This window comes from Streptantibioticus silvisoli (genome assembly GCF_027947535.2).
Lineage (GTDB): Bacteria > Actinomycetota > Actinomycetes > Streptomycetales > Streptomycetaceae > Streptantibioticus_C > Streptantibioticus_C silvisoli.
The window spans coordinates 22,825-46,031 of record NZ_JAAGKO020000062.1 but is presented as its reverse complement, the minus strand read 5'-3'; the positions used below and the strand labels follow the sequence as shown (position 1 = coordinate 46,031).

The 23,207-nt window shown below is 68.4% G+C and carries 24 protein-coding genes; 12 read left to right on the top strand and 12 right to left on the bottom strand.

Annotation, left to right across the window (positions count from 1 at the left end; translation table 11 throughout):
- Positions 1 to 179: 179 nt before the first annotated feature.
- The 5 genes from POF43_RS29705 to POF43_RS29685 all read left to right on the top strand — a co-directional run bounded on the left by POF43_RS29705 (position 180) and on the right by POF43_RS29685 (position 5,212).
- Positions 180 to 845: a hypothetical protein gene (locus POF43_RS29705; RefSeq protein WP_271318782.1), complete on the top strand. Its 666-nt coding sequence runs from the start codon at positions 180 to 182 to the stop codon at positions 843 to 845.
- Entirely contained in the window at positions 842 to 1,141 is a 300-nt protein-coding gene (locus tag POF43_RS29700) for a transcriptional regulator (protein WP_271318781.1), read from the top strand. The genes POF43_RS29705 and POF43_RS29700 overlap by 4 nt, the downstream gene beginning before the upstream one ends.
- Positions 1,142 to 1,966: 825 nt before the next feature.
- Complete coding sequence (locus POF43_RS29695) at positions 1,967 to 2,398, top strand: hypothetical protein (protein WP_271316777.1); 432 nt, start codon at positions 1,967 to 1,969, stop codon at positions 2,396 to 2,398.
- An 82-nt stretch (positions 2,399 to 2,480) separates the two neighbouring features.
- Positions 2,481 to 3,806 carry a VanZ family protein gene (locus POF43_RS29690; protein WP_271322376.1) on the top strand — a complete coding sequence of 442 codons (1,326 nt, stop codon included), beginning with the start codon at positions 2,481 to 2,483 and terminating at the stop codon, positions 3,804 to 3,806.
- A 167-nt stretch (positions 3,807 to 3,973) separates the two neighbouring features.
- Complete coding sequence (locus POF43_RS29685; protein WP_271322375.1) at positions 3,974 to 5,212, top strand: GNAT family N-acetyltransferase; 1,239 nt, start codon at positions 3,974 to 3,976, stop codon at positions 5,210 to 5,212.
- A gap of 59 nt (positions 5,213 to 5,271) precedes the next feature.
- Here the strand turns inward: POF43_RS29685 and POF43_RS29680 are convergent, their stop codons facing one another.
- Positions 5,272 to 5,901 carry a TetR/AcrR family transcriptional regulator gene (locus POF43_RS29680; protein ID WP_271322374.1) on the bottom strand — a complete coding sequence of 210 codons (630 nt, stop codon included), beginning with the start codon at positions 5,899 to 5,901 and terminating at the stop codon, positions 5,272 to 5,274.
- Positions 5,902 to 5,993: 92 nt separating this feature from the next.
- Between POF43_RS29680 and POF43_RS29675 the strand changes: the two genes are divergently transcribed.
- The gene (locus POF43_RS29675; RefSeq protein WP_271316781.1) at positions 5,994 to 6,653 is read left to right on the top strand and encodes an O-methyltransferase; all 660 of its coding nucleotides are present in this window, start codon (positions 5,994 to 5,996) and stop codon (positions 6,651 to 6,653) included.
- Between the two features lie 1,301 nt (positions 6,654 to 7,954).
- Here POF43_RS29675 and POF43_RS29670 read toward each other — a convergent pair.
- Positions 7,955 to 8,527: an ATP-binding protein gene (locus tag POF43_RS29670; RefSeq protein ID WP_271322378.1), complete on the bottom strand. Its 573-nt coding sequence runs from the start codon at positions 8,525 to 8,527 to the stop codon at positions 7,955 to 7,957.
- A gap of 27 nt (positions 8,528 to 8,554) precedes the next feature.
- Complete coding sequence (locus POF43_RS29665) at positions 8,555 to 9,208, bottom strand: hypothetical protein (RefSeq protein ID WP_271322373.1); 654 nt, start codon at positions 9,206 to 9,208, stop codon at positions 8,555 to 8,557.
- A 331-nt stretch (positions 9,209 to 9,539) separates the two neighbouring features.
- Between POF43_RS29665 and POF43_RS29660 the strand changes: the two genes are divergently transcribed.
- The 4 genes from POF43_RS29660 (at position 9,540) to POF43_RS29645 (ending at position 11,447) form a co-directional block, all read left to right on the top strand.
- Positions 9,540 to 10,280, top strand: coding sequence for a DUF5753 domain-containing protein (locus POF43_RS29660; protein WP_372516153.1), 741 nt, complete (start codon positions 9,540 to 9,542; stop codon positions 10,278 to 10,280).
- Positions 10,277 to 10,495 (top strand): DUF397 domain-containing protein, encoded by a 219-nt coding sequence (locus POF43_RS29655; RefSeq protein WP_271322371.1) that lies wholly within the window; start codon positions 10,277 to 10,279, stop codon positions 10,493 to 10,495. Before POF43_RS29660 ends, POF43_RS29655 begins: the two co-directional genes overlap by 4 nt.
- Positions 10,496 to 10,659: 164 nt before the next feature.
- Positions 10,660 to 10,878, top strand: a complete 219-nt coding sequence (locus POF43_RS29650) for a DUF397 domain-containing protein (protein ID WP_271322370.1) — start codon at positions 10,660 to 10,662, stop codon at positions 10,876 to 10,878.
- Between the two features lie 137 nt (positions 10,879 to 11,015).
- Positions 11,016 to 11,447 carry an NUDIX domain-containing protein gene (locus POF43_RS29645; protein WP_271322369.1) on the top strand — a complete coding sequence of 144 codons (432 nt, stop codon included), beginning with the start codon at positions 11,016 to 11,018 and terminating at the stop codon, positions 11,445 to 11,447.
- Between the two features lie 21 nt (positions 11,448 to 11,468).
- Here POF43_RS29645 and POF43_RS29640 read toward each other — a convergent pair whose 3' ends face one another.
- The 7 genes from POF43_RS29640 to POF43_RS29610 form a co-directional block, all read right to left on the bottom strand.
- Positions 11,469 to 11,678 (bottom strand): NUDIX hydrolase, encoded by a 210-nt coding sequence (locus POF43_RS29640; protein ID WP_271322368.1) that lies wholly within the window; start codon positions 11,676 to 11,678, stop codon positions 11,469 to 11,471.
- A gap of 273 nt (positions 11,679 to 11,951) precedes the next feature.
- Positions 11,952 to 12,398: a hypothetical protein gene (locus tag POF43_RS29635; RefSeq protein ID WP_271322367.1), complete on the bottom strand. Its 447-nt coding sequence runs from the start codon at positions 12,396 to 12,398 to the stop codon at positions 11,952 to 11,954.
- Positions 12,399 to 12,476: 78 nt separating this feature from the next.
- Positions 12,477 to 12,857, bottom strand: coding sequence for a hypothetical protein (locus POF43_RS29630; protein WP_271322366.1), 381 nt, complete (start codon positions 12,855 to 12,857; stop codon positions 12,477 to 12,479).
- A gap of 463 nt (positions 12,858 to 13,320) precedes the next feature.
- Positions 13,321 to 14,172, bottom strand: coding sequence for an inositol monophosphatase family protein (locus POF43_RS29625; protein ID WP_271322365.1), 852 nt, complete (start codon positions 14,170 to 14,172; stop codon positions 13,321 to 13,323).
- Positions 14,169 to 14,762 carry a methyltransferase gene (locus POF43_RS29620; protein WP_271322377.1) on the bottom strand — a complete coding sequence of 198 codons (594 nt, stop codon included), beginning with the start codon at positions 14,760 to 14,762 and terminating at the stop codon, positions 14,169 to 14,171. The genes POF43_RS29625 and POF43_RS29620 overlap by 4 nt, the downstream gene beginning before the upstream one ends.
- Positions 14,763 to 14,857: 95 nt before the next feature.
- Positions 14,858 to 16,066, bottom strand: coding sequence for a hypothetical protein (locus POF43_RS29615; protein ID WP_271322364.1), 1,209 nt, complete (start codon positions 16,064 to 16,066; stop codon positions 14,858 to 14,860).
- 429 nt (positions 16,067 to 16,495) lie between these two features.
- Positions 16,496 to 17,041, bottom strand: coding sequence for a hypothetical protein (locus POF43_RS29610; protein ID WP_271322363.1), 546 nt, complete (start codon positions 17,039 to 17,041; stop codon positions 16,496 to 16,498).
- A gap of 237 nt (positions 17,042 to 17,278) precedes the next feature.
- Between POF43_RS29610 and POF43_RS29605 the strand changes: the two genes are divergently transcribed.
- Positions 17,279 to 19,987, top strand: a complete 2,709-nt coding sequence (locus POF43_RS29605) for a COR domain-containing protein (protein WP_282704855.1) — start codon at positions 17,279 to 17,281, stop codon at positions 19,985 to 19,987.
- 81 nt (positions 19,988 to 20,068) lie between these two features.
- On the opposite strand, the gene POF43_RS29600 is transcribed toward POF43_RS29605, so the two are convergent.
- Complete coding sequence (locus tag POF43_RS29600) at positions 20,069 to 21,109, bottom strand: ligand-gated ion channel (protein WP_271322361.1); 1,041 nt, start codon at positions 21,107 to 21,109, stop codon at positions 20,069 to 20,071.
- A gap of 288 nt (positions 21,110 to 21,397) precedes the next feature.
- Complete coding sequence (locus POF43_RS29595; RefSeq protein ID WP_271322360.1) at positions 21,398 to 22,075, bottom strand: hypothetical protein; 678 nt, start codon at positions 22,073 to 22,075, stop codon at positions 21,398 to 21,400.
- Between the two features lie 531 nt (positions 22,076 to 22,606).
- Here POF43_RS29595 and POF43_RS29590 point away from each other — a divergent pair.
- Positions 22,607 to 23,137: a TetR/AcrR family transcriptional regulator gene (locus POF43_RS29590; protein WP_271316369.1), complete on the top strand. Its 531-nt coding sequence runs from the start codon at positions 22,607 to 22,609 to the stop codon at positions 23,135 to 23,137.
- Positions 23,138 to 23,207: the final 70 nt, after the last annotated feature.

Here is a 23,207-nt window from a genome sequence, read left to right as displayed (position 1 = left end):
CCCCCGCCCAACGCCCCCGCCCAACGCCCCCGTTCAACGGCCCCCCGGCCGACACCCACCTCCGCTCAACACCCACCCCACCCCCGACTCTGCGCCATAAAGTCCTCCCGTTCCAGCCCTTGCTCTACGCCATGAACCAGCGTTACTTTATGGCGTAGAGTCGATCGAGGGAGAGACCCGTGAACCCCATGTCCGACGCCACCACCGACGACAGCGACGGTGGCGATTTCGATCCCCGGCAGGCCGCCGCCCTGCTGGACAGCACGACGCAGCAGACGCGGCGCCGCCTCCAACCCGCCCAGCCGTGGCTGCTGGTGATCAGGGCGATCCTGGTGCTGGTCGTCTTCGGCGCGGTCTGGCTGTCGGTGCGCGGGCAGCACCCCTACCAGCACCCGACTGCGGGGGTCATCCCGGTCGTGATCGCCTTCGGGGTCCTCAACCTGGTCGCGACCCTCGCGGTCGCCCGGCGCGCGACCACCGGGGTGTCCGGGAAGTCCCGGCTGCGCCCGGCCGAGAGCGCCGTCGTGGCGGGGATCTGGGTCGGCGTCTTCGCGATCATGGGCGTGATGGCCGCCGCCGGCGTGAGCCAGGCGATCGTGTACGGGCTCTACCCGGTCACGGCGCCGCTGATCGCCGCCGGCCTGGCGTGGGCGGGCATCATGGCGGCGCGGGCGAACCGGCGCGCGTGCGGCACCGGGCTCGCCGTCGCCGTGGTCGGCGCGGTGGGCGCGTTCGCCGGACCGGCCGGGGTGTGGGCGGTCGCCGGGGTGGGCCTGTGCGCGGTGCTCCTCGCCAGCGCGGCCGTCATCGTCCGGGGGCAGCGCCGCAGTGTGGTGCGGCCGTGACCGCTGACGGGCTCGACCCGCTGATCCACGTGCCCACCCGGCTGAGGATCGTCGCGACGCTGGCAGCGCTGCCCGACGGTGACGGACTGTCCTTCACCCGCCTCCAGGACATGCTCGGCCTGACCCCCGGCAACCTGATCATCCAACTGCGCAAGCTCGAAGAGGCCGATTACCTCCGGAGCGAGAAGACCAGGAACGGGTCCACGCAGAAGACCACGGTGACCATGACCGCCCACGGCCGCAAGGCGCTGGAGGCGTACACGCAGGCGCTGCGCGAGTTGCTCGGCGGCCTGTAGGAGGGGTCGGGGCGCCGCCGGTCAACGCATCGGTCCCGCCGGCGGTCGCCCCGCCTGCACGCGCTGCCTGTCCGTGCACCCCGCCCACCCGGGTCGAGCAGGTCCCGGTTGCCCGTCCGGGAACCGGGGCGGCGAAGGGCCAGCCGGTGCCTGCCGCAGGGTGGCCGGCTTCGCTCCGGCCCTGAGCGCCGCCCGCGGTCTGGCTGTGGTCCTCGGAGACCGGCGCCAACGGCACAGACGTGGACGACCCTGGCATACGCCGGAATACAGCTTGCGGCTGTTCGCAGATACGAACCCGGACCCGGCTGCGGGAACTGGAAGCCTCTGACCGCGGGACCTGGCTGATTGTCGCCGTCCACACCCAACTCAGGATCGCCCACCCCTGGCTAAAACCTGCGGCACTCACGGGGGAGCCGACGGCACCGGGCCAGTCCCCCCGGCGTCAATCCGTCGGAACTCTCGAAACCTCCACCAGCACATGCCGTGCCCGCCAGAGCACCGAAACCACCGGTCCGGCCCCGGACGACCGCCCGGTATGGAGAGCGGACACCGTGCACCCCACCCCGAGGTCGGCAAAGCTGTCTTGGGGGAAGCCACGCCTTCGCTCGGCCGCCTTGAGGGTCTTTCGCTCGCCAAAAAAGGCAGCTTTAGCCAATCGGCTAAAAAATGCGGTTGACGTAAATAAAAAGGGAAGTTGGACCTTTTTGCGTGAGCTGGGTCACGAAATATGTGGTTGCGGCGATCTCTTGAATCGGAGAGACTCTGTTCCGCCTTCGGGGAGATTTTGTGGTTGAATCGCGAGGATCGACTCAAATAGGAGGAATAATGCGCTCCACTGTACGCAATGGCGTGGCTCTTTTTGCGGCGGCAATCATTCCGGTCATTGCTGTTCCCGCTCAAGCGGATGCAGCGACGTCAGGGGCCATGAAGCCGAGTGGAATACTCAGCTGCCCTGGTGATGGCGAAATAACTGCGTTCGATCGTTGTACGACGTTGTCCAACGGAATTCTTCTCATCAACAATGGCGAGACTGCGGCCCACGTTGAGTACGACAAGACCGGCGGCAGTTCAATCAGTGCGAGACTCGGGTACGAGTCCGGTGGTACCAATCACTATGCCTCGTACGAGACCATGACCACCTCTGGTGAAATCTACCAGGAGGACTTCTCTTTTTCGGCCAACTGCAGCACGCACGAAGGTTTGCTGAACCAAAGCACAGGAAGCCTTTTCACGACCCCGCCGGCGGACTCCTGCTGACATCTGTCCTTGGGTGGCCGCGCGGAGCTGAATTTCGCGCGGCCCACCGTCGTTGAGTCAATCGTTTCCAGAAAGTCAATCTGTGCTCACAGCAGTTTTTCGCGGCCATGAAACGTTCGTCATATTCGGTGTGCTGATCAGCCTGGTTGTAGGTTTTGCTACCTATAAAATAGCGCGATCAAGGGGAGGTGCTAACATTGCCGCCCCGATTTGGGCGGCTGGCGTGGCGGCCGTTATTCTCCTCACTTCATGGTCCACCGGAGGTACGGCCGGACCGAGTACGTGCGTCATCAACAGAGATCTCGCTGAGCCATTTCTCGGTGAACAAGGTCTTCTGAACTTGGCGATGTTCGTGCCCTTGGGGTTCGTTGGAGTAATTGCTACGGGTCGTTTTCTCCTGCCCGTCTGTAGCATGGTGCTGCTTTCCTTCGGTATCGAGACAGCTCAGGGACTGTTTCCGGCTCTGGGGAGAGCCTGCGACACCAGCGACCTTGAGATGAACGGTATTGGAGTCGTTGTAGGTGCATTGCTCGGCGCGGCTCTGCTGCAACTGTGGCGGAAGAGCCGTAGAACGTCTTCGGTGCGCTCGAAGACCAACTGGGTGGTGGGCGGATCCTACGTGCTCATCGGCGTGATCGCCCTTATGTGGATCAAACCCAACGCGATGGACCGGACCCAAGACATCTCAACTGCGAGCAGCCAGCAGACCCAGGTGGCCGATCGGGTCCTCCGTCAAGCCTTTGACGGGCACTACCATCTCCGGGCCGTCGATTTTGCGCACGGGCCCGACGGGACAGGAACAGTCACGGCTCTTTTTGCCGGTGGCAGTATTGAGATAACGTGGCCCGGCGCTCAGCAAGCGACGGCAAGTCTCGATCCCCTCAACGGTCAGGGGTATCCAGTACCGGGCCGGCCTCAGCATGCCAGCACCTCTTCTGAAGCTCGTCGCATCGCAATTTCCTACGCGCAGGTACACGCCCCCTGGGCGCTGACGGACTCGGTCGTTACGACGTCCCCAGTGGGTCAACACGCCGAGCGTGGATGGATAGTCAGTTGGCGGCGTCACCGTGAGGACGTCTTGATGCCCATGCGCTTGGACATCCAGATCGAACGGACGGGCCGTCTCAGCGCATTTATTATGCGCAAGATCGCTGATCCGCCTCTGCCGCCCACCCATGTAACTCGGCAGAATGCGATCCTCGCTGCCCGATCGCATTCTCCCGGCGGTGCGCAGGCGCACCTGCAGGGCGCCACCCTCCTGGCCAAACAATCGAAAGGGCGATGGATCGTCCAATGGCTCGTCGCGCTGGAAACGCCTGACCAAGACGTCACCGCCTATGTCGATGCTTACTCCGACAAGGTTCTCTCTGTCAGCAGAGTCCTGAAGGTTGCTACAGGCCACTCATGACCCAAGGTGGTAGTAGGTCCGTCCCGGAGGACTCGGTCCCCCGCTTCGGCGGAACCGGAGCAACCGGACAGCCGGAGCAACCGGCGCAACCGGCGGGACCAGAAGAACCGAATGAACCGGAGGAAAACCACTCGCCCGCCGAGCGAGCCGTGGGATAGGCAGGCGGCATGAGCGAGGAACGATACGAGGTACGGCCGTTGCGGGAGCACGAGTTCGCGGCGTGGGTTCGTACCGTCGGCGGCAGTTACGGCGTCGACCGGGACGAGGCGGACGTCGCCCGGGAACGTGCCGCCACCGAACTGGACCGCGCGCTCGGGGCGTTCGACGGCGACGAACCGGTGGGCGGGACGACGGCGCACAGCCGGCTCATGGCGGTGCCCGGGGCGGTCGCGCCGGTCGCCGGGGTCACGAGCGTCGGAGTCGCCCCCACGCACCGGCGGCGGGGCGTCCTGACCGCGCTGATGCGGCGCCAGTTGACCGACGTGTACGAGTCCGGCGCCGAGCCGGTCGCCGCGCTGCGCCCCTCCGAGGCGGCGATCTACGGCCGCTTCGGGTACGGGCTCGCCTCGCGCGGTGCGATCATCCGGCTCGACACCCGGACGGCCCGGCTGCGGCCCGGTGCCGGGACCGGCGACGGCCGGGTGCGGTTGCTGGCGGAGCGGGAGGCGCGTCCGCTGCTGGAGCGGGTCTACGCCGCCGCCATGCCGGAACTGCCCGGCTGGCCGGATCGCGCCGCCCGGTTCTGGGACGCCCGGCTGGGCGACGACCCCGGCTCCCGGGCCGGCGCGAGCGCGCTGCGGTACGCGGTCCACCGCGACGGTGCCGGCACCCCGACCGGCTACGCGCTCTACCGGTACGCGCAGGAGGGCGAGGACGCGGTCGTCCGCGTCGTGGAGCTGGCCACCACGACCCGCGAGGCGTACGCCGCCCTGTGGGAGTTCCTGATCGGCGTCGACCTGTACCCGGTCGTGTCCTACGAGGGCGCGCTCGACGAGGCGTTGCCGCACCTGCTGACCGATCCGCGCGCCGCGCACACCGTCGCGGAGGACCGGCTGTGGGTGCGACTGGTCGACGTGGAACGGGCGCTGGCCGCCCGCCGGTACGCGGTGCCGCTGGACGTCGTGCTGGAGGTGGCGGACCCGTTCTGCCCGTGGAACGCCGGGCGCTTCCGGCTGTCGGCCGACGGCACCGGGGCGTCCTGCCACCGCACCTCGGCGGCGGCTGATCTCCGGTTGTCCGCCGCCGAGTTGGGGGCCGCCTACCTCGGCGGCACCTCGCCGGCGACGCTGGGCCGCGCCGGACTGGCCGAGGAACTGCGGCCGGGCACCCTGCGCCGGTGCGCACTCGCGTTCCGCGGCGAACGGGAGCCGTACTACCCGGGTGGCTGGGCGTACCCGGCGTACTGACCGATGAGGTGGTGGGGGCGCCGGCCGACGGTGACCCGCGAAGCGGCCGCCGTCCCCGGTCAGCGTTGGCGTCGGACGAACGCGTTGACGATGGCGTCGGTGAAGTCGCGGCCGATGGGTCCGTCCGTGACCAGGACGCGGTAGTAGAGCGGTCCGACGAGCTGGTCGGTCTCGGTGGCGATGTCGAGGTCGGCGGGCAACTGGCCGCGGGCGACGGCGCGTTCGAGCGGCAGGCGGTCGCGGCGGCGCTGTTCGTCGAGGTACCGGGCGCGGAAGTGCCCGGCGAACACCGGGTCGTGCTGCGCCTGGGCGATCAGCGCCTTCAGTACCGCTCCGGGGTCCGAACCGCCCAGGAAGTCGGCGAGTCGACGCAGGTGGTCGCGCAGGTCGCGGTCGAGGTCGCCGTGGTCCGGCGGTGTCAGCTCCTCGGCCGCGTCGGTCAGGAAGGCGTCGAGGAGGACCTCGGTCTTGGTGCTCCACCAGCGGTAGACGGTCTGCTTGGCGACCCCGGCCCGCGTCGCGATGCCCTCCATCGTGACGGCCGCGAAGCCCTTCTCGACGAGCAGGCCGTCGGCCGCCTCCAGCACCGCCAGCCTGGCCTGTTCGCTGCGTCCGTGCCGGTTGCCGTGATGGCGCGGCCCGTTCTCCGCGTCCGTGCTCCGCTCGGCGGCCGTTCCGGTCGATCCCATGTCGCCTCCCTTCGGTCCGGTGTCGCCTCCCCGGTCCCAGGATAGCCGGGAACGCCTAGACAAGACGCAACGGTGTGTCTAGCCTAGGTGGCATGACCTTCACCAACACGCTCACCGACCCGCGGGTCGGGACCACCCTCAGCCGGATGTTCGCGGCGGCCGCCGACGACGACTTCGCCGCGGCCGGCATCGCGGACCGCCCCGGCGGCTTCGCGGCGATGTCACCGCAGGAGCAGGCCGACGCCGCCGCGCGGATCTACATGCCGATCTCCGCCGCGGGCGGCCAGTTGCTCTACAGCCTGGTCCGGGCCGTACGCCCGGCCACCGTCGTCGAGTTCGGCACGTCGTTCGGCATCTCCACGCTGCACCTGGCCGCCGCCGTGCGGGACAACGGCACCGGGCGGGTCGTCAGCACGGAACTGAACGCGGACAAGGCCGCCGCCGCTCGCCGCGCCTTCGCCGAGACCGGCCTGGACGACGTGGTCACCGTGCTCGAAGGGGACGCGCGCGAGACCCTCGCCGATCTCGACGCCGGCGCGGACTTCGTCCTGCTCGACGGCTGGAAGGACCTGTGCCTGCCGGTGCTGCGCCTGCTGGAGCCGCGCCTGGCACCCGGCACGCTCGTCGTCGCCGACGACGTCGAGCTGGACGGCCTGCGGCCCTACCTGGACTACGTACGCGATCCGGCGAACGGCTACCAGAGCGTGACGTTCCCCGTCGAGGACGGCATGGAGATCAGCTGCCGCCTGTGACCTGCGGTCGGGCCCGGGGTCGCACCCTGAGGCGTGCCCGGGGTCGCACCCGGCCGCCCGTCCCGCCGACGACTCCGGCGCGGGACCGCGGCGTTGGCGCTCATCGCACCGCTGTCCCGGCCGGGGGCCGGTGGCGGCAGCGGCAGCGGTGCGGGGGCCGGCCGCCTGTGGGGCGCCGGCGGGCGACGATGCGGCGGCGGGTTCCGCCGTACCGACGACCCGCGTCACGGCTCGGCGGCCGACGCGGCACCCGGCTCAGTGAATCCGCCCCGGGCTTGCCCAACTCGCCAACTCCGGCGCGAAACTTGACGCAATCACGCACACGCCCCGCGCTCTCCCGGACGACTGAACATGACGCAGCGTCAGATCAGTGCACGCGGAAACGTTGGCGCGGACCGCTCGCCGGTACGGGGGGCCCGCCGGTGTGTTCGGCGTGCTGATCGCGGTCCGGTCCGGCGGACTTCGCAACGGCCCGGCGGAGTGGGCGGGTTCGGTGCCGGAGGATGAGGTCACCGACCGACCGAGCAGCAACTCCCCGACCGGCGGCACGCGTTCGTCGCCGCCGCCGGAGTGCTCCGCCGCCGGGTGCGCCGCCTCCGGGCGCTGAAGACGCCCCTGCCGAGGATGCCCGCCGGGTGCGTCGCCTCCGGGCGCTGAGGACGCCTCCGCCGAGCGCACCCACCGCATGCGTCGCCTCCCGGCGCTGAGGACGCTCCCCCCGGAGGCCCTGCTCTCCGCTGAGGTCGCCTCCCCGTAGCCGCCTCCGCTGAGGTCGCCCGCTGCGTGCGTCGCCTCCGGGTGCTGAGGACGCCTCCGCCGAGCGCGCCCGCCGCATGCGTCGCCTCCCGCCGCTGAAGACGCTCCCCCCGGAGGTCCTGTTCTCCGCTGAGGACGCCTCCCCGTAGCCGCCTCCGCCGAGGTCGCCCGCTGCGTGCGTCGCCTCCCGCCGCCGGAGGCACGCCCCGCCGAGGACGCCTCCCCCAGAAGCCCCCACCGCCGGAGGCGCTTCCGCCGAAGACGCCTCCCGCCGCCGAAGCCGCCTCCCCCAGAAGCCCCCACCGCCGGAGGCGTTTCCGCCGAAGACGCCTCCCGCCGCCGAAGCCGCCTCCCCCAGAAGCCCCCACCGCCGGAGGCGTTTCCGCCGAAGACGCCTCCCGCCCCCGAAGTCGCCTCCCCCAGAAGCCCCCACCGCCGGAGGCGTTTCCGCCGAAGACGCCTCCCGCCGCCGAAGCCGCCTCCCCCAGAAGCCCCCACCGCCGGAGGCGCTTCCGCCGGAGGCGCTTCCTCCGGAGGCGTTCCGTTCAGACCGCCACCTCCCCCAACCGGTTCGCCAACCCCACGTCCGCCTGCGCGTACTGCCGCGCGCACCTCGTGGGCGACAGCGGTACCTGGCGCATTCCCCTCGGTGGGGAGGCCGGCGTCATGCGGCGGACCGTCGCCGCGTCGTGGACGGCTTCCAGTTCGGCCCAGACGATCTTGCCGCCGGTGGCGGGGCGGGCCACGCCGTACCGCTTGCTCAGGGCGTCGACGATGGTCAGCCCGCGGCCGCCCTCGTCGGTGGCGTTGTCGGTCGGCGGCGGCTCCACCGCCTTCTCGCTGTCGCAGTCCCACACCTCGACGAACAGCGACCGGTCCATCAGGCGCACCTGAACGCCGAGGATCGCCAGGTCGTCGAGGTCGGCGTAGGCGGGGTGGGGTTCGAGGGTGCCGGTGGCCTTGACGGCGTTGGTGACGAGTTCCGAGACGATGAGTTCCGCGTCGTCCACGAGGTCGGACAGTAACCAGCAGCGAAGCGTGTGGTTGACGAACATGCGTGCGCAGCGCGGCGCGGTGGCCGTCGCGGCGAACTTCAGGCGGCTGACGAGCAGGTGCATGGTGATCACTCCCCGGTCGGATGCGGGTCAGGCGGAGAGCGCCGGCGACTGCGGCGTGCGGGCGAGTTCGGCTTCGAGGTCGACGAGCGTGTACGTCTCCAGCCGCACGACCAGCTGTGCGGCCTCCATCCACCGCACCCGCGGGTCCTCGAACGACAAGGTCTCCGCGCCGAACCGCTTCGGCCCCTGGCGCCCGGGCAGGTACGAGATGCCGTTGACCCCGTACAGCCTCGGCGCCCGCGCGCGCAGCGCCACGTAGTGGTCGCGCAGGTGCGGGCAGACCTGGGTCGACGTCCCCGCGCACGGCAGGCACAGCGGCGGGTGCGTGGTGTGGATCGGCGCCGGCCACGGCGCGTGCTCGTACTCGTCGCGGCCCAGCAGGAACAGCACGCCGTCCCGCGTGACCTCCCGCGCGGTCGACCCGCCGCACACCTGGCAGCGCAGTCCGCCCATCGCCCGCCGCTGCCGCAGGAAGTGGACCTGGCCGTACTCCGGCCGCCCGCGCCCCGGACGGTTCGTCACCCGCCGCCACAGCACGCCGAACGCGTCCCGGTCCCGAGGCCGTTCGTTCGCGTACCCGATCCCCGACCCCCGCCGGACCACCCGCGGCGACCCGATCTCCTCCGCGCTCCACGCCGCGATGTACGGAACCTTCTGCTGGAGCCGCAGCGACGCGATCAACGGCGCTTCCTCCCCAACAACCGTTTCCGGCACGGAGGTTGACGCGGAGCTCGGCGGAACGGACGCGGTGCTGGCCGGGGCGGGGGGAGGAGGCGGGGTTGTGGATCGGGTGAATGCCATGGCGTTTCCCTGCGTCGATTTACTGCAACTGGTTCACTGTGTGTATCGACAGAGTCGCGCTCGGCCTCAGCTATCTCCAGCGAGACATGTTGCGACTTCGAGAACGGGAGGCAAGGGGCATATGCCAGCACGATCCAGGGAGTTGCGGCCCGACCGCTCGGCGCGGGACCTGTTCGGGGCGGAGATGCGGCGATATCGGGAACAGGAGTGCATGAGCCTCGAACGGCTGGGCGGCATCGTCGGGTTCAGCAAGAGCGTGCTGTCCCGGGTGGAGACGGCCGACGCGATGATGGCGCCGGATCTTCCCTCGAAACTGGACGCAACGTTCCACACCGAGGGGCTGTTCGAGAAGCTCTACGCGCTCGCGAAGAACGAGATCCATCCGGACCGGTACCGGCGACGGATGGAGTTGGAGCGCCGGGCGGTCGCCATCGAGGTCCTGGCGGGGCACATCGTGCCGGGGCTGGTGCAGACGGAGGGTTACGCGCGAGAGTTGTTCCGCATTGGCAACCCCTCCGCGAAGCCGGACGAGATCGAGCACAAGGTAGACGTTCGGGAGGGACGGAAGGACATCTTCGAGCGCGACCCGCAGCCGTTCCTGGGCATGATCCTGGACGAGGCGGTGCTGCGACGGCCGATTGGTGGGCCCGACGTCATGCGGGCGCAACTGGCCTCATTGCTGGAGCTGGTGGACGCGCCCAACAGCCTCGTGCAGGTCATGCCGTTCAATCACGGCGGGCATGCCCTGATGGGTGGCACGTTGAACCTGCTCACCCTCGATGACGGAACAGCCGTCGCCTACGAGGAGAGCATTGGCTCAGGGACTCTGTTTGAGGACAAGGAGAGCGTCACCACCCGCCGCCGGGCCTACGATCGTCTGAGGGCGTACGCCCTGAGCCCGTGTGAGACGGGTGCTCTTATTCAAGACGTGATGGAGGCCTTGCCGAGATGAACACCCCGGACCTGTCCCACGCGACGTGGCGTAAGTCCTCGTACTCCAACGCGGACGGAGGCGACTGCGTCGAATGGACGCCGGAGTTCGCCGCGTCGGGTGTCGTTCCGGTCCGTGACAGCAAGAACCCCTCGGGCCCGGCGCTGGCGTTCTCGGCGGACGGCTGGACCGCGTTCGTCGGTGCCGTGGCCGCGGGGGAGTTCGGCGCCGTCTGAGCGCGGCCGCGCAGCCGGTCGTCGCGGTCGACGCGAGCCTCCGCATGGCCGGTTGCGGCCGGTGCGGAGGCTTCGTCGTTCATGCGGTGGTCTGCGCCGGTCGCGCGCCGGGTAGGCACGGCTCAGGACGTACGGGCCAGCTGGACGCGCTGACGGAGGCCGAGATGAACACCCTGAACCTGTCCGACGTGACGTGGCGGAAGTCCTCGCACAGCAATGGCGATGGCGGCGACTGCGTCGAGTGGGCCCCGGAGTTCGCACTGACGGGCGTGGTGGCAGTCCGCGACAGCAAGAACCCGACGGGCCCGGTACTGGCGTTCCCCACGGAAGGCTGGACAGCGTTCGTGGACGCGGTGGCAGCGGGGGAGCTGGGAGAGGTGTGAGGTTGTGCTGTGCATGGGGTGGCACTGTGCACGGGGTGAGGCGGTGCCGGCGTCGTCCTCGCGAGGCCCGGGTCTCGCCACGCCGTTCACCGTCCGCTCTGATCCGCTCACGGCGCGGCCCGTTATGCTCTCGGCCCATGACCTGGACGACCATGCGGCTTCCCATTTCAGTCAAAGGTGTCGTTATTGAGGAGGACAAGGTCTGGCTCAGGAGGAACGAGCGGGGTGAATGGGAGTTGCCCGGCGGAAAACTGGATCCGGGCGAGCAGCCGCTGGAGACCGTCGAACGGGAACTCTTCGAGGAATTGGGCATGAGTGTCCGCCCCGTGATGCCTGTCCACGCCTATCGGCACACCATCCCTGGCTCGCCGGACGAGGAGGACGGGGTGCTGGTGCTCTCTTATCTCTGTGAACTGCGCGCCGCATCAGGTGAGTTCGAATCACGGGGCGAAGGCGGTGCCGCGAGGTTCGCCAAGTTCCCCTGTGCCGAGTTGCAGACGCTGAACATGCCCGCGTTTTACAGCGAGGCGATCCGTTTCGCGGCCGCCGCGTCGGGGACGCTTTGCTGACGTGTCGTACCCCGGACCTGTTCAGTTCTGAGGGCGCATCTGTCGCCAGGAGTTGATGGTCCGCTTGTAGGCGTCCGGCATCCTGAGGCCGGGGATCTCCTCGTACGGGACGAGCCTGAGTTCCTTGTGCTCGTGCGAAATCCTCGGCTGCCGGCTCCCCAGGTAGCGCGCGCCGTAGCTGACCACGAAGACATGCCGGTGCGGAAAGATCTCGCACCCCGCGTGGGTCACGCGGGTCCGGCACCTCGGCCAGCCTCTCCAGCAGGCCCGGGACCTCCTCGGGTCCGGCCTGCGGATTCTCGCGCAGTTGGTCAAGGGCAGGCGGGATCAGAGATGATGCGTCGGCAGGCACGGTCTTCCACTCGGATCACGGGGCGTAGAGAACTCCATGATCTTGGAAGCCGTGCCTGTCACGTTACGAGAGCGCCACTGAGCCGGCAGTTCGCCACGAACCGGACGTCACGCGACTACGCCGAAGCCCTGACCACTTCGACGCCCGTGAACCTATTGGAAAACTGCGATGGCCCACGTAACCGTCGGGTCCACTGCGATCGAGATGGTGAGCGGGGTGGTACTAGCGACATCCTGTTCGCTGTTCACGGAGACATTTCCGGCCTGGCAGGTGGAGGACCAGGAATTGTGATAGGAGAGCTTTCCGCCGATCTTCCCCGCGCCATAGCAGGCAATCTTGACAATATACTTTCCCGGCTTGAGATCAAGTTTGGGGCTGTTCCATCCGGCCCCCCTCTCACCGTGGGAAATAACGGGCTTTCCCTCCCCGGTGACGACCTGTGTCAGCAGTTCACTCTTCGTTGGAGCGGGAAGCGTGGAACTGGGCGTAGGTGTCGCATGCGTCGGGCTCGGATGCGGTGATGAAGAAGTTCCGCATCCCGCTGTAAGCGCGGCGACAATGGCAATGAGCGCCGCGGTTTTCATCCCCGTGGTTTTCATGAATCTCCGGTCCATTGACGACGGGACCCCGCATATTACCGCGGAGCCCCGTCTGTGTTTTTTGCGGATTGGCAGCTGTCAGCTACTGGTCTCCCAGTACTTCCAGCCCGTGGTGGTGGTGGGAAGGATCGCGGTCCCGGACGCCTGGGTCGTGGTGGTGCAGCTCCCGCTCGTCACCCACTTCTTCCAGCTGAACTTGTAGCCGTAGGAACCATACTGAAGGTTCCCGTACTTGTTGCTGGTGATGTTGTGCGAGTAGGTGTGGCCGGTGGTGACCGTCGTGCTGCCGGTGACCGAGGCACTGATGTCGATCTTGGCCTCATCGGTCAGGACACCGAGGCTGACGTCCGCCTTGTCGCCGACACTGACGCTGAACGTGCCACTGATGGTCTTCGCCGAGGTGACCGTCTCGGAAATGGTCCCGCCGGGGCCGGCCTTCCACGCCGCCGAACCGCTCATGAAGTAGGACGTGGTGGAGCTGATGGTAATCCCACTGTCAGAAACACAGCCGTGCGGTTTGACCAGACCGGTCTCAGCGGCATAGCTGGGCACCGAGCACCCGAGGCTTCCGAGAGCCACGATACCCGCGATGAAACTCACTCTTTTAGCGAGCATAATTCCCCCCTTCAGTCATGGGGGGATGCACCGCCTCCGCAGCACACATAAAAATCCCACGCATATTGGCAATGCATTTCCCCCCAGGAAACGACTCGAACGACTCTACATGATCATCAGCCATGTCCGCGACAAGTTTTGGAAGAGTGACACAGGCCACACAACCCGCATATTCTGACGGCCCTTTATATCTGTCGCATCCTGCGCCGCTGCGTCATGGCATGTGCCGGGGCGGCCGGGCAACCAAACCGGGCGCGTAGGTCGACACGTACCGCTCGTTCGCCCGGGCCAGGTCAGTACGAACAGGTCAGGGGCCGGACACCCGATGGCCCGGCGCGTCACCGGCGTAGGCATTCAACGCGGCGTTCAGTAAGGCCCTGTTACCGGCAACGATGAATCGCATGCGATCGTCCGGGCCGGTGAGGTACGGGACGGGCGATCCATCGGGCTGGGCGGCCACTGCTCCGGCGGTCCGGGCGAAGTGCAGCCCCGGAATATAGTCGCGCGGGGGAAAGCCTTTATGGAGTTCCAGGGCCAGGTCGCACTGCCCGGAGCCGACTTTGGCCAGGTCGAGAGGGCCACCGTAGTTCAGAGTGAGCCGAGGCGGGGTCCGGCAGATTCGGCGGAATGCCGCGGAGGCCATACGGCTTTCGGTGGCCGAATAAGTGACCAGGAACGCGTCGGAGAGGGCGGTCGTCCCGGACGGAACCACAGGCTTTCCGTTCCTGGTCGCTTCACCGTCCGAGGCGGCATACTGCACGTTGGTGAAGACCTCCAGAATCCTGGACAGGACGGGGGAGTTGTCCTCGCTGCGCAGAATGGTCACAGCCACGCTGGCCAACGGGTATCCACGGGCCAGCATGCTCGACCCGTCCAGCGGATCGACGATGATGGTGAAGTCCTGATCGTGCCCGATGTCAACGGGGGCGGATTCCTCGCTGTTGAAGCGGAATCCCAGGCCCGTGGACTTCAGATACGTGAGAATGGCGCTCTCGGAGAAGACGTCGAAACTGTGTGTCGTGTCGCCGTCGTCGCGGACACGCAAGGAGCCCAGCCCGTCGTACTCTCGGACGCGTCGCCTCATTTCCTTGCCGATATCGCCCAGCACCTCGGCAAGACCGCTGTCGACCTTGCGCATGACGTTCTCGAGCAGAGTCAAATTCCTAGCTTTCTTGCTGTGATGATGACGACCGAATAATGGTCACCCTCGCGCCATTCTGTCAGCCGGGGAAGTCTTTCGCCCGATAACCGGCCGAGGGGCTTGTGCAACGGCTCGGACACGGTCACCCGCATCCCTTGTGCCCGGAGCGCCGCGACCGTTCGCTCGACGTCCAGAAAGGTGAAGTGGGTGAACATCAGGGCGCCGCCCGCCGAGACCAGTCGAGTCCCGTCCTCGCACAGCCAGTCTATGAGGCTCCGCCCGTCGCGCCCGCCGTCATTTGCAAGGGCCACCCAATCGGCAGGTCGCGGGTCGGCCGACGCGGGTAGTTGCGGCGGATTGCAGACGACCAAGTCGTATTCGCCCCTCCCGTCGAGTTCGCGCATGTCGGCCACTATCCCGTTGATTCGGTCATGGACCCCGTTGGCGTAGGCATTGTGCAAACAGCACGTTACTGCATGCGGGTTCATATCGACGGCTGTTACGGAAGCTCCCCCACGAGCAAGTCGAAGCGGGAGGAGGCCGGCGCCACACCCGGCCACGAGCACGCGTTCGGCCCGCTGGTCGACCGCTAGATCGCTCAGCCACACGGTGTCCTCGCCCGGCTCCTGAACACGATCGTCAAGTCTTATGAGGAGATCGTCGTGAACGGCAAATTTAGACAGACTTGACACCCTGCACCTTCTCACCGCTCTCTGCGTATCGGTTGGCAGATATTCGTTGGCGGATCCTCGGTCCGCATCCCAGGCGACTCGTACGCGCTCTCGCCGCGCAGCCAGTAGTTGGTGGAGCAGTTGACACAGGTCGATTTGTAACAACGGCGGCAGACGACCCGTCCTGTGGGATAACAGTCCCGGAGTCGATAGCGAAAATAGAGGCGTCGCGCGCAGAAGTGATTATCGCAAACATAAGGAACGACCAAGCCGCTCCGATAGGAGGAGACGACAAAGAGGCCGAGCAAGAGGAAGGTCAGACCCATGATCAGAAAATAGTAGCCGGCATTCTCCCAGGGAATGCTGATGCGATGCGGATCCAGAAGAATGCAGAGCAGAAAATACAGTACTCCTATTGTGCTTGTTCCCATGACGGAAGCGAGGAGTGTGAATCCGATGTCGCGACGCCTGGCATAAAGGGTATGCCGATCGAAAACGGTGAGTTCGGCGCCTGCGGAAAAGAAGGGCACGATGAGTGCAAACAGGATGGACCAGTAGTTGGCCAGGTCGCCCGACGAATGACTTTTGGCCTGAAGTAGCGTCAGCATCAGCCAAGCGGCGAGGAACGTCAGGCCGCCGAGTACGACACTCGATGCGGACCTGAGCAAGGGGCGGGACGGGTCTTCGATGAAGCCGTAGAGCAAGTCGTGGCGCGCAGCGGGAGGGTACATGATTGTCGTGCTCGTCAGACCCGCCGAGGACCGGGCTGGGAAGGCGAGCGCGTAATTTCCCTTGGTGAAGCAGGTGACCGACCCTGACTTTCTTCTGATTTCCAGGCGGACGGCCGGTGCAGAAATCAGCCACTCGATGCGCAGGCCGATCACAGACCGATTGACCGGGGCACGTTCCGGGAGGGGAAACTGAAGGTTGAGCGATGCGAACGATACGCGGGTCATGGATCCCAGCGTATCCGTGCTGGAGGAGTCCGTACTTCGCAGGCGGATGGTGGAACCCGTGTCATCGTGGATGATGCTCAGGATCTGATTGCCCGAGTCGACCTGCGGGTTGTGCATGTCGAGAGACCACGCATGCGGCGATCCGAGGATCGTCAACTCTCGGCCGGACGTCCAGCAGCGAGATAATCGAACGATAGGGATTTCCCTCCCTACATTCGCGGGTATGGCCTGCTGTGGCAGGTGCAGGGTCAGCGTTGACATGCCGCCGAAATCGGTCAGATCCAATTCGAGGGAGCATGCGTTGCGCCACTTCGGAAGCAAGCGGTTGAGGCGTTCGTAGTATCTTGCGTAACCAGTATTTCGGGACATCCCGCCCCCGGGAGGGTTGAAGGTCTGCCGGCCTCCTGCAGCAGCCTCAGGATGCATGTCCGGCGGTAAGCACGGAAGTGTTTTACCGGCCTCGGCGGAGGACCGCCCCATCCGACCGGTGCGGGCGGCGTATGCGGTGGGGCTCGGCGGGGGCCGTTCATGCTCACGATGGTGGCGTGTTCGTGGCCGTCGACACCGGCCCCGGCCCGGACCGGCTCGCGACGGGCGGTCGGGCCGGGCCGGTGATCATCGCCGATCGCCGGAGATGAGTGGTGGTCGGGGGTGATCCCAGGATGGTGAGGTGGTCGGCGGACGGTGAGGTGCCAGCAGACGGTCAGCGGATGATCAGCAGACGATGAGCAGACCCGTCACCGCGTAGCAGTACACCGTCGCCGTGTCGTTCGCCGCGTTCGGGTCGGCGGGGGAGGAGGCGGTGCGGGTGGTGGTCACCGGGAAGTGCAGGCCCACGGCACCGGTGCCGAAGTGCACGGTGAAGGCGCGGCTCACCGCTTGGCCGGTCCCGACGCCGCCGAGCGCGCACGTCACCGTGTGGGCCGCGGCGCTGTACGAACAGCCCGACGGCAGGCCGGCCACACTGTCGGCGGTCGTGGGTATCTGCGTCGTCAGCACCACGCCGGTCGCTGCCGCCGGGCCGTTGTCCGTCGCCGTGTTGGTGACGGTGACCGTTCCGAGCCCCAAGGCACTCGTCACCGTCGCGCCCACCGCCACGTCCGCACCGCCCGCCGCTCCCGCCCTGACCTGCCCCGGCGCCGGCGCGGCGTCCGACACCCCGCTCACCCCGAGGACCAGGACCGCGGTCATGGCACCCACCGCCGGGCCGATCAGCTTCCCGGACGTCAACGCTCTGCCGTGCACAAGCGACTCCTTCATGGTGGACCGCCTCGTTGCCCTTGCTCCTGGGACCCGGATCGGCCGGAGGACGAGGCGCAGACGCGTGCGGTGCGACCGCCGCGTGAGACGTGTGCGGTGCGTGCGGTGCGTGCGACGCCGCGCGTACGAGTAGTTACCCACGCGGAACGCCCACCGGCGAGGCGGTATCCGGTCAGCTGAAGGCGCCGAGGAGGGAGGCGGCTTGATCGCACCGGTGCTGGGCGGTGGCCCGAAACGATGAGCACTCCCCAGCGTTATGCAGTGTGCTGCCACGCCTGGGGCGGGCAGCCGTCGCACACAGCGGTGCTGCGACGACCGGCCTTCACGGAGTGGGGGGACATGGAGGACGTCGACGAGGCTGTCGCGGCAGCCGTCCAGGAGGGCCGTCGTACCGGCGAACTGCGCCTGTCCCACATGGGTCTGACGTCTCTGCCCGATGCGCTCGGCAGTCTGACGAACCTCACCAGGCTGGACCTGTCCATGAACGGGCTGACCGTGTTGCCCGATTTCCTCGGCGACCTGACCAACCTCACCAGCCTGGGCCTGTCGGGGAACGAGTTGACCGACCTGCCCGACTCCCTGGGCCAGCTCGCCCGCCTCGACTTACTGGCGCTGGCGGGGAATCCATGGGTCGGCCTTCCTCCGGAGGTGCGCACTCAGGGGGCCCGTGCGGTGACGGCCTACCTCCGGGAGCGGGCCGCCTCCGGGAGCGAACGGCTGTGGCGGTCGAAGCTGTTGATCGTGGGGGAGGCGACGGTCGGGAAGACCTCGTTGTTCAAGCGGTTGACGGACGGTGAGTACGACCGGGCGGAACCGCAGACCCACGGCGTGCACGTCGAGGACGTCGAGTTGGAGCACCCGGACCGTCCCGGGGTGGTGATGCGGCTGAGCGCCTGGGACTTCGGCGGTCAACTGGAGTACCGCGCCACCCAGCGCTTCTACCTGACGGAACGCTCGCTCTTCGTCCTCGTGTGGAACGCGCGGGCCCGGTGGCGGGACGGGAAGCTGCTGGCGTGGCTCGACTCGATCACGGCGCGCGCGCCCCACGCACCCGTGCTGGTGGTGGCCACCCACGCCGACGACGCGTCCGCGGCGACGCTGCCGGAGGACCTGCGGACCACCTACCCGGGCGTCGTCGGGATCCACGAGGTGGACTCCCGGACGGGCCGGGGCATCGACGCGCTGCGGGAGGCGATCCGCACGCACGCGGCGGCGCTGCCGCTCATGGGGGCGGAGTGGCCCCGGGCGTGGGCCCGGTCGGCGGACGCGGTGCGGGCGTTGCCCGGTGTCCGCGTCGGCATCGGCGAGGCGAACGAGGTCCTGGCCGCCGCCGGTGTGACGCGGCCGGACGCTCAGGAGACGGTGATGAGGGCGCTGCACGACCTGGGGGACGTCGTGCACTTCCGGGACGACCGGGAACTCGCGTCCACGGTCGTGCTGAAGCCGACGTGGCTGGACGGCCGGATCACCGCCGTCCTGGACAGCGAACCGGTCGCGCGCGGCCGCGGCCTGCTCGGTCGCGACGAGGCCAAGCGGCTGTGGGGGGAGCGGGAACCGGACCTGATCGACCTGCTGCCGCGGATGATGGAGCGCTTCGACCTCGCCTACCGGGTCGGCGATCCGGACAGCAGCGGCGATGTCGCGCTGATCGTCGAGCGGCTGGCCGACGCCCGCCCGGACGACGTGGAGAAGGAGTGGGCGCGCGCCGGTGAGCCGCCGGAGTCGGTGGAGGTCGGTTACGCGTTCCGGCTGCGCTCGCGGCAGGCCGGCATCCCCAGCTGGTTCATCGCCCGCATGCACCGCTACACCACGGGCCTGCACTGGAGCCGCGGCGTGCTGCTGCACGACCGGGACCCCGAGCACCCGGCCTGGGCCCTGGTCGAGGACGACGACAGCGACCGGCCGACCGTCTCCATCCGGGTGCGCGGCCGGTTCCCGGTCTCCTTCCTCTCCGTCCTGGCCGACGGGTTCAAGCAGATCGTCCAGCAGCGGTACGCCGGCCTGGTCACCGCCACCCTGGTCTCCTGCACCTGCCGTGGCCGGGGCGAACCGTGCGGTCACCACTTCTCGTTCGACGAGCTCATGTACGAGGCCCACGACCGCGCGCCGGACGCCACCCACCAGGTGCGCTGCCAGGTTTCCAGGCAGAAGCTCGACGCCCGCGGCCTGCTGGCCGGCCTGCCCGACAACGGGATGACCCGGAGCCTGCGACGCGTCGAGGAAGCGGTCGCCGAAGGCAGGGCCGATACCCTGCGAGTCCTGGACACCGTGCGGCTGCTCACGAACTCCCGCACACAGGCGGGCGTTCACTGCCCGAGCCTGTTCGACGTCGAGGCCGTGCGCCGCTCCTGGTACGGCGGCCGCCGCGTCCGGGTGCGATTGTGGTGCGAGTGGCCCTACAGCGGTGACAGCGACCTCGGCCTGCCCGGCGGCCCGCACCGGCTGCCGGACGGCGAAGGCGTCTACACCTTCTCCCAACTCCCGCACGGCGTACGGGACTTCCTGCCGTACCTCAAGTTCCTCATCGCCGGGCTGGGGATCCTCGCCCCGGTGGTCACCCCCGGCCTCTTCGGCGCCACGAAGGAGGTCACCGAGCAGGTGCTGCGGGGCCTGGAGACCGGTGACAAACTCCTCGACACGCTGCCCGACCGCTGGCCCGGGCCCGACGGCCGCCCCGGCGACGCGGAACCGCTGTCCCGGCGGGCGATCCTTCCGGCGCACTTCCGCGAACTGCGCAAGGCCCTGGAGGAACTCGACCCCGCCACGCACTGGGGCGGGCTGAACGAGGCCATCCGCCCGGAGGACCAGAGCATCGTCTACCTCTGCCCCGCCCACTACGAGGCCCTGCGGTACCCGTACCGACCTCACGCCGCGCCCGATCCGGCTCCGTACCGACCTCACGCCGCGCCCGATCCGGCTCCGTACCGACCTCACGCCGCGCCCTGATCCCGTTCGTCAACGCGGCCGTTCGCCGACACGCCTGTCCGCCCGTCGGGGCAGAAGACGCTCGCCGAGCGGTGCGCGGACTCAGAACGACACGGTGAGGGAGATGGCGACGATGTTGGCGATGAGGTAGACGCCCGTCGCGATGACGAACACGCGGTTGTTGAAGTGCCGTGCCGCCGGTTGGGCCAGGGGATCGGTCAGCAACTTCATGATGTAGGTGGTGTTGGCGACACCGACCAGTACGTAGAGCAGGCTGATGAAGTGGATCTCTTCGACCAGCGTCACGTTCAGGATGGTGCCCAGCGTCTCGTCGACCGCCCGCAGGTTGAGCATGATCGTGAAGAGCGCGGTACCGAGAATCCCGAGCCGTGCGACCATGGCGACCTCGTTGTCGTTCGACCAGATCAGGAACGAGATCAGGCCGACCAGGAAAGCCACGTAGACCGGCAGGATCTGCTTGACGAAACCGGTGATGTCCTCCCGGGTGAGCTGGAATTCGATCACCAGCTGGGAGTAACGGCTGCTGCCTTCCTGCTTGAGCCGGGGATCGCCGAAGTTCGTCCGGTAGACCGCGTCCACGACACCGATCCGGAACCGCGTGATCCTGAAGTCGGCGGGATCGATTCTGGTGTTGTACGCGGAGTTCTTCACGTCCGCCCGGTAGACGAACCGCGAGTCGTCCAGGGCGTTTTCCTCGACCCGGATCCGGATGGCCTGTTTGTCGAACGGAAAGTTCGTCAGGTCCAGGTTCTGCCGGAAGGTCCCGGACACTTTGACCTGCGTCCAGTACTCGTTGCCCACCTTCTCGCTGGACAGCGAGGTCAGCGACGTGTTCGTCGCGTTGGTGAATTCGAGACGCTGGACGGCGGCAAGGTCCTTGCGCGGGCATACGCTCCACAGCCACAGTTCCGCGTTCACGGTGCGCTCGACCGGATTCACCGCGTAGAGGTCGGTGACGTAGGCCCCGACGCGGCAACTGGGCACGGCCGCGGCGGCGGGCGTGGCGATGATCAGCGTGCTCAGTACCGCGGCGGCCGCTGCGAGCAGGGCGCCCGCTGCCACCCGGAACCCGGCCGGGAGTTCACGTCGGCCGTCCGCCGGCCCGCCGTACGAACGGGGCATACCTGCGAGCCTCCAAGAACACCGGCGGGAGCAGCAGGACTGCCTCAGGGGAACGCTTCCACGCGGGACGATAACCCGGCGGCCGGGGCAGGATCGCGATCCCGGCGGCCCACCCCCGCAGACCGGCTCAGGATGCACCCGTTCGGCCCACGCGCGGGGCCCACGCCGACCCCGATGACCGTGAACGCGAGACGCCGCCGCCGTCCGGCCCCGGGGTGGGGGTGGACCGGACGGCCGCGGCGCTGGCTGACGCGGCGTGCGATCAGCCGGCGGCGTTGGTGGGGCGGATCAGTCGTTGTCGTTGTTGAAGGCGACCGAGCGCCAGTCGGTCACGCAGCCGAGGTTCATGAAGACCCAGCCGAGGGTGGAGTCGTCGACGACCATCGCGGTGCCGCCGTTCGTGGTGAAGCGGTAGGCGACGGTGGAGGACGGCACGCCGGCGTAGTCGCGCAGCGAACCGCTGCTGAAGTCGCTCGCGCTGTAGTAGTTGTAGTACGCGCCGCACGACGGGTTCGCCGGGTCCACGGTGATGGCCGTGCCGCCGTCGACCACGTGCGGGGCGCCGTTGAAGTTGTAGCCGAACGAGCGGCGGTGGCTCATCGCGTCCTGGGTCGCGGTGCTGCACGAGTCGCTCGCCGTGCCGGTGGGCGACGAGCTGAGCGCGGCCGGCGGTATCCAGCCGCACAGGTTGACGTCGCCGTGGTCGCGGCCCCAGTGGTAGTCGTCGGAGGCGGTCGAGGACACGTCGAACGACGAGCCGGCCATCGCGGTGCCGATGAAGTAGCCGCAGATCTTGTTCTGGATCCAGGTGCCGGCCGGCACGGTCCCGCTGTTGTTGCAGACCGCGGGCTTGGGGGAGTTCGGCTGGATCGTGTAGGTGTTCACCGCGTCAGCCGGTGCCTGGCCGAGCACCAGCACCGCCGCGGCGGCCGCCGCGGTCGCGACGCCTTGCACTATGCGCTTCACGAGTACTCCAGTGGGGGGTCCGATGGGGGGAGACGTAGGGTGAGCGGGCGCGTTTCGCGGCGATTCGGTACGTCGGAGTCAACTGCCGCTTTCCGCACGGCCGTTGTCCTCCGGATGCCCGGGAGTGCCGCTGAGCGCTGCGACGTTACCGCCGCCCCCCGTTGCTGTACAGGTGTCCAGGAAGTTGCCGGTCGCCGCTCCGGAACACCGCCGCGGTGGCGTCCGCACGGGGGCGTCCGCACGGGGGCCGGCGCCGGACCGACCGGGGAGGGGAGATGAACGGTGACGGGAAACCCTGATGAGGGCGCGGTGCTTGCCGGCGGGGCGGGTTCGGTGGTTGGCGGTGCGGTGGCCGGCGGCGCGGGTTCGGTTGGCGGTGAGGTTGCTGGCGGGGCCGGTGCGGTGGTTGGCGGTGCGGTGGCCGGCGGCGCGAGTCCGGTTGGCGGTGCGGTTGCCGGCGGGACCGGTGAGGTCGCCGGCGGTGCGGCGACTGCCCCCGGCGGCGCATCGCGGAGCGGCGATCCGCGGACCGTGCGGACCCGGGCGCGGTTGCGGGCGGCCCTGCTGACCGCGTGTGCCGGGCGCCCGCTGGAGGAGGTCGGCGTCGCCGAGGTGATCCGGGGCGCCGGGACCGCCCGGGCGACCTTCTACCTCCACTACGACAACCTGCGCGAACTCGCCCTCGACGCCTGCGCCGACCTGGTCCGTACCGCCGTCGACGCCCTGCACACCGGGCCGTTCGGTGCCGAACCGCCGCCCGCGGTCGTCCAGTTGTTCACCTCCATCCACGAACGCGCCGCGCTGCACCGGGGGTTGCTCGGTCCGACCGGCGGCGGCCCGCTCGGCGAACTGCTGCACGCCGAGGTCATGGCCCGTTCCCTCGCCGAACGCCGCCGGCGCCTCCCCGGCGGCAACCGCCACGAGGCCGCCGCGTCCGCCGTCGCCGCCGCGTTCACCGGACTGCTCACCGACTGGCTGCACGGCCGGGTCCCCGGCACCCCAGACCGGCTCGCCCACGACGCCTGGCGGGTGCTGCTCGCCATCCATCACGCCTTCGGATGACGTCCATCACGCCTTCGGATGACGTGTGCGGCCGACCACCCATGAATGGTTCGTGGATGTTCCGTAAGGG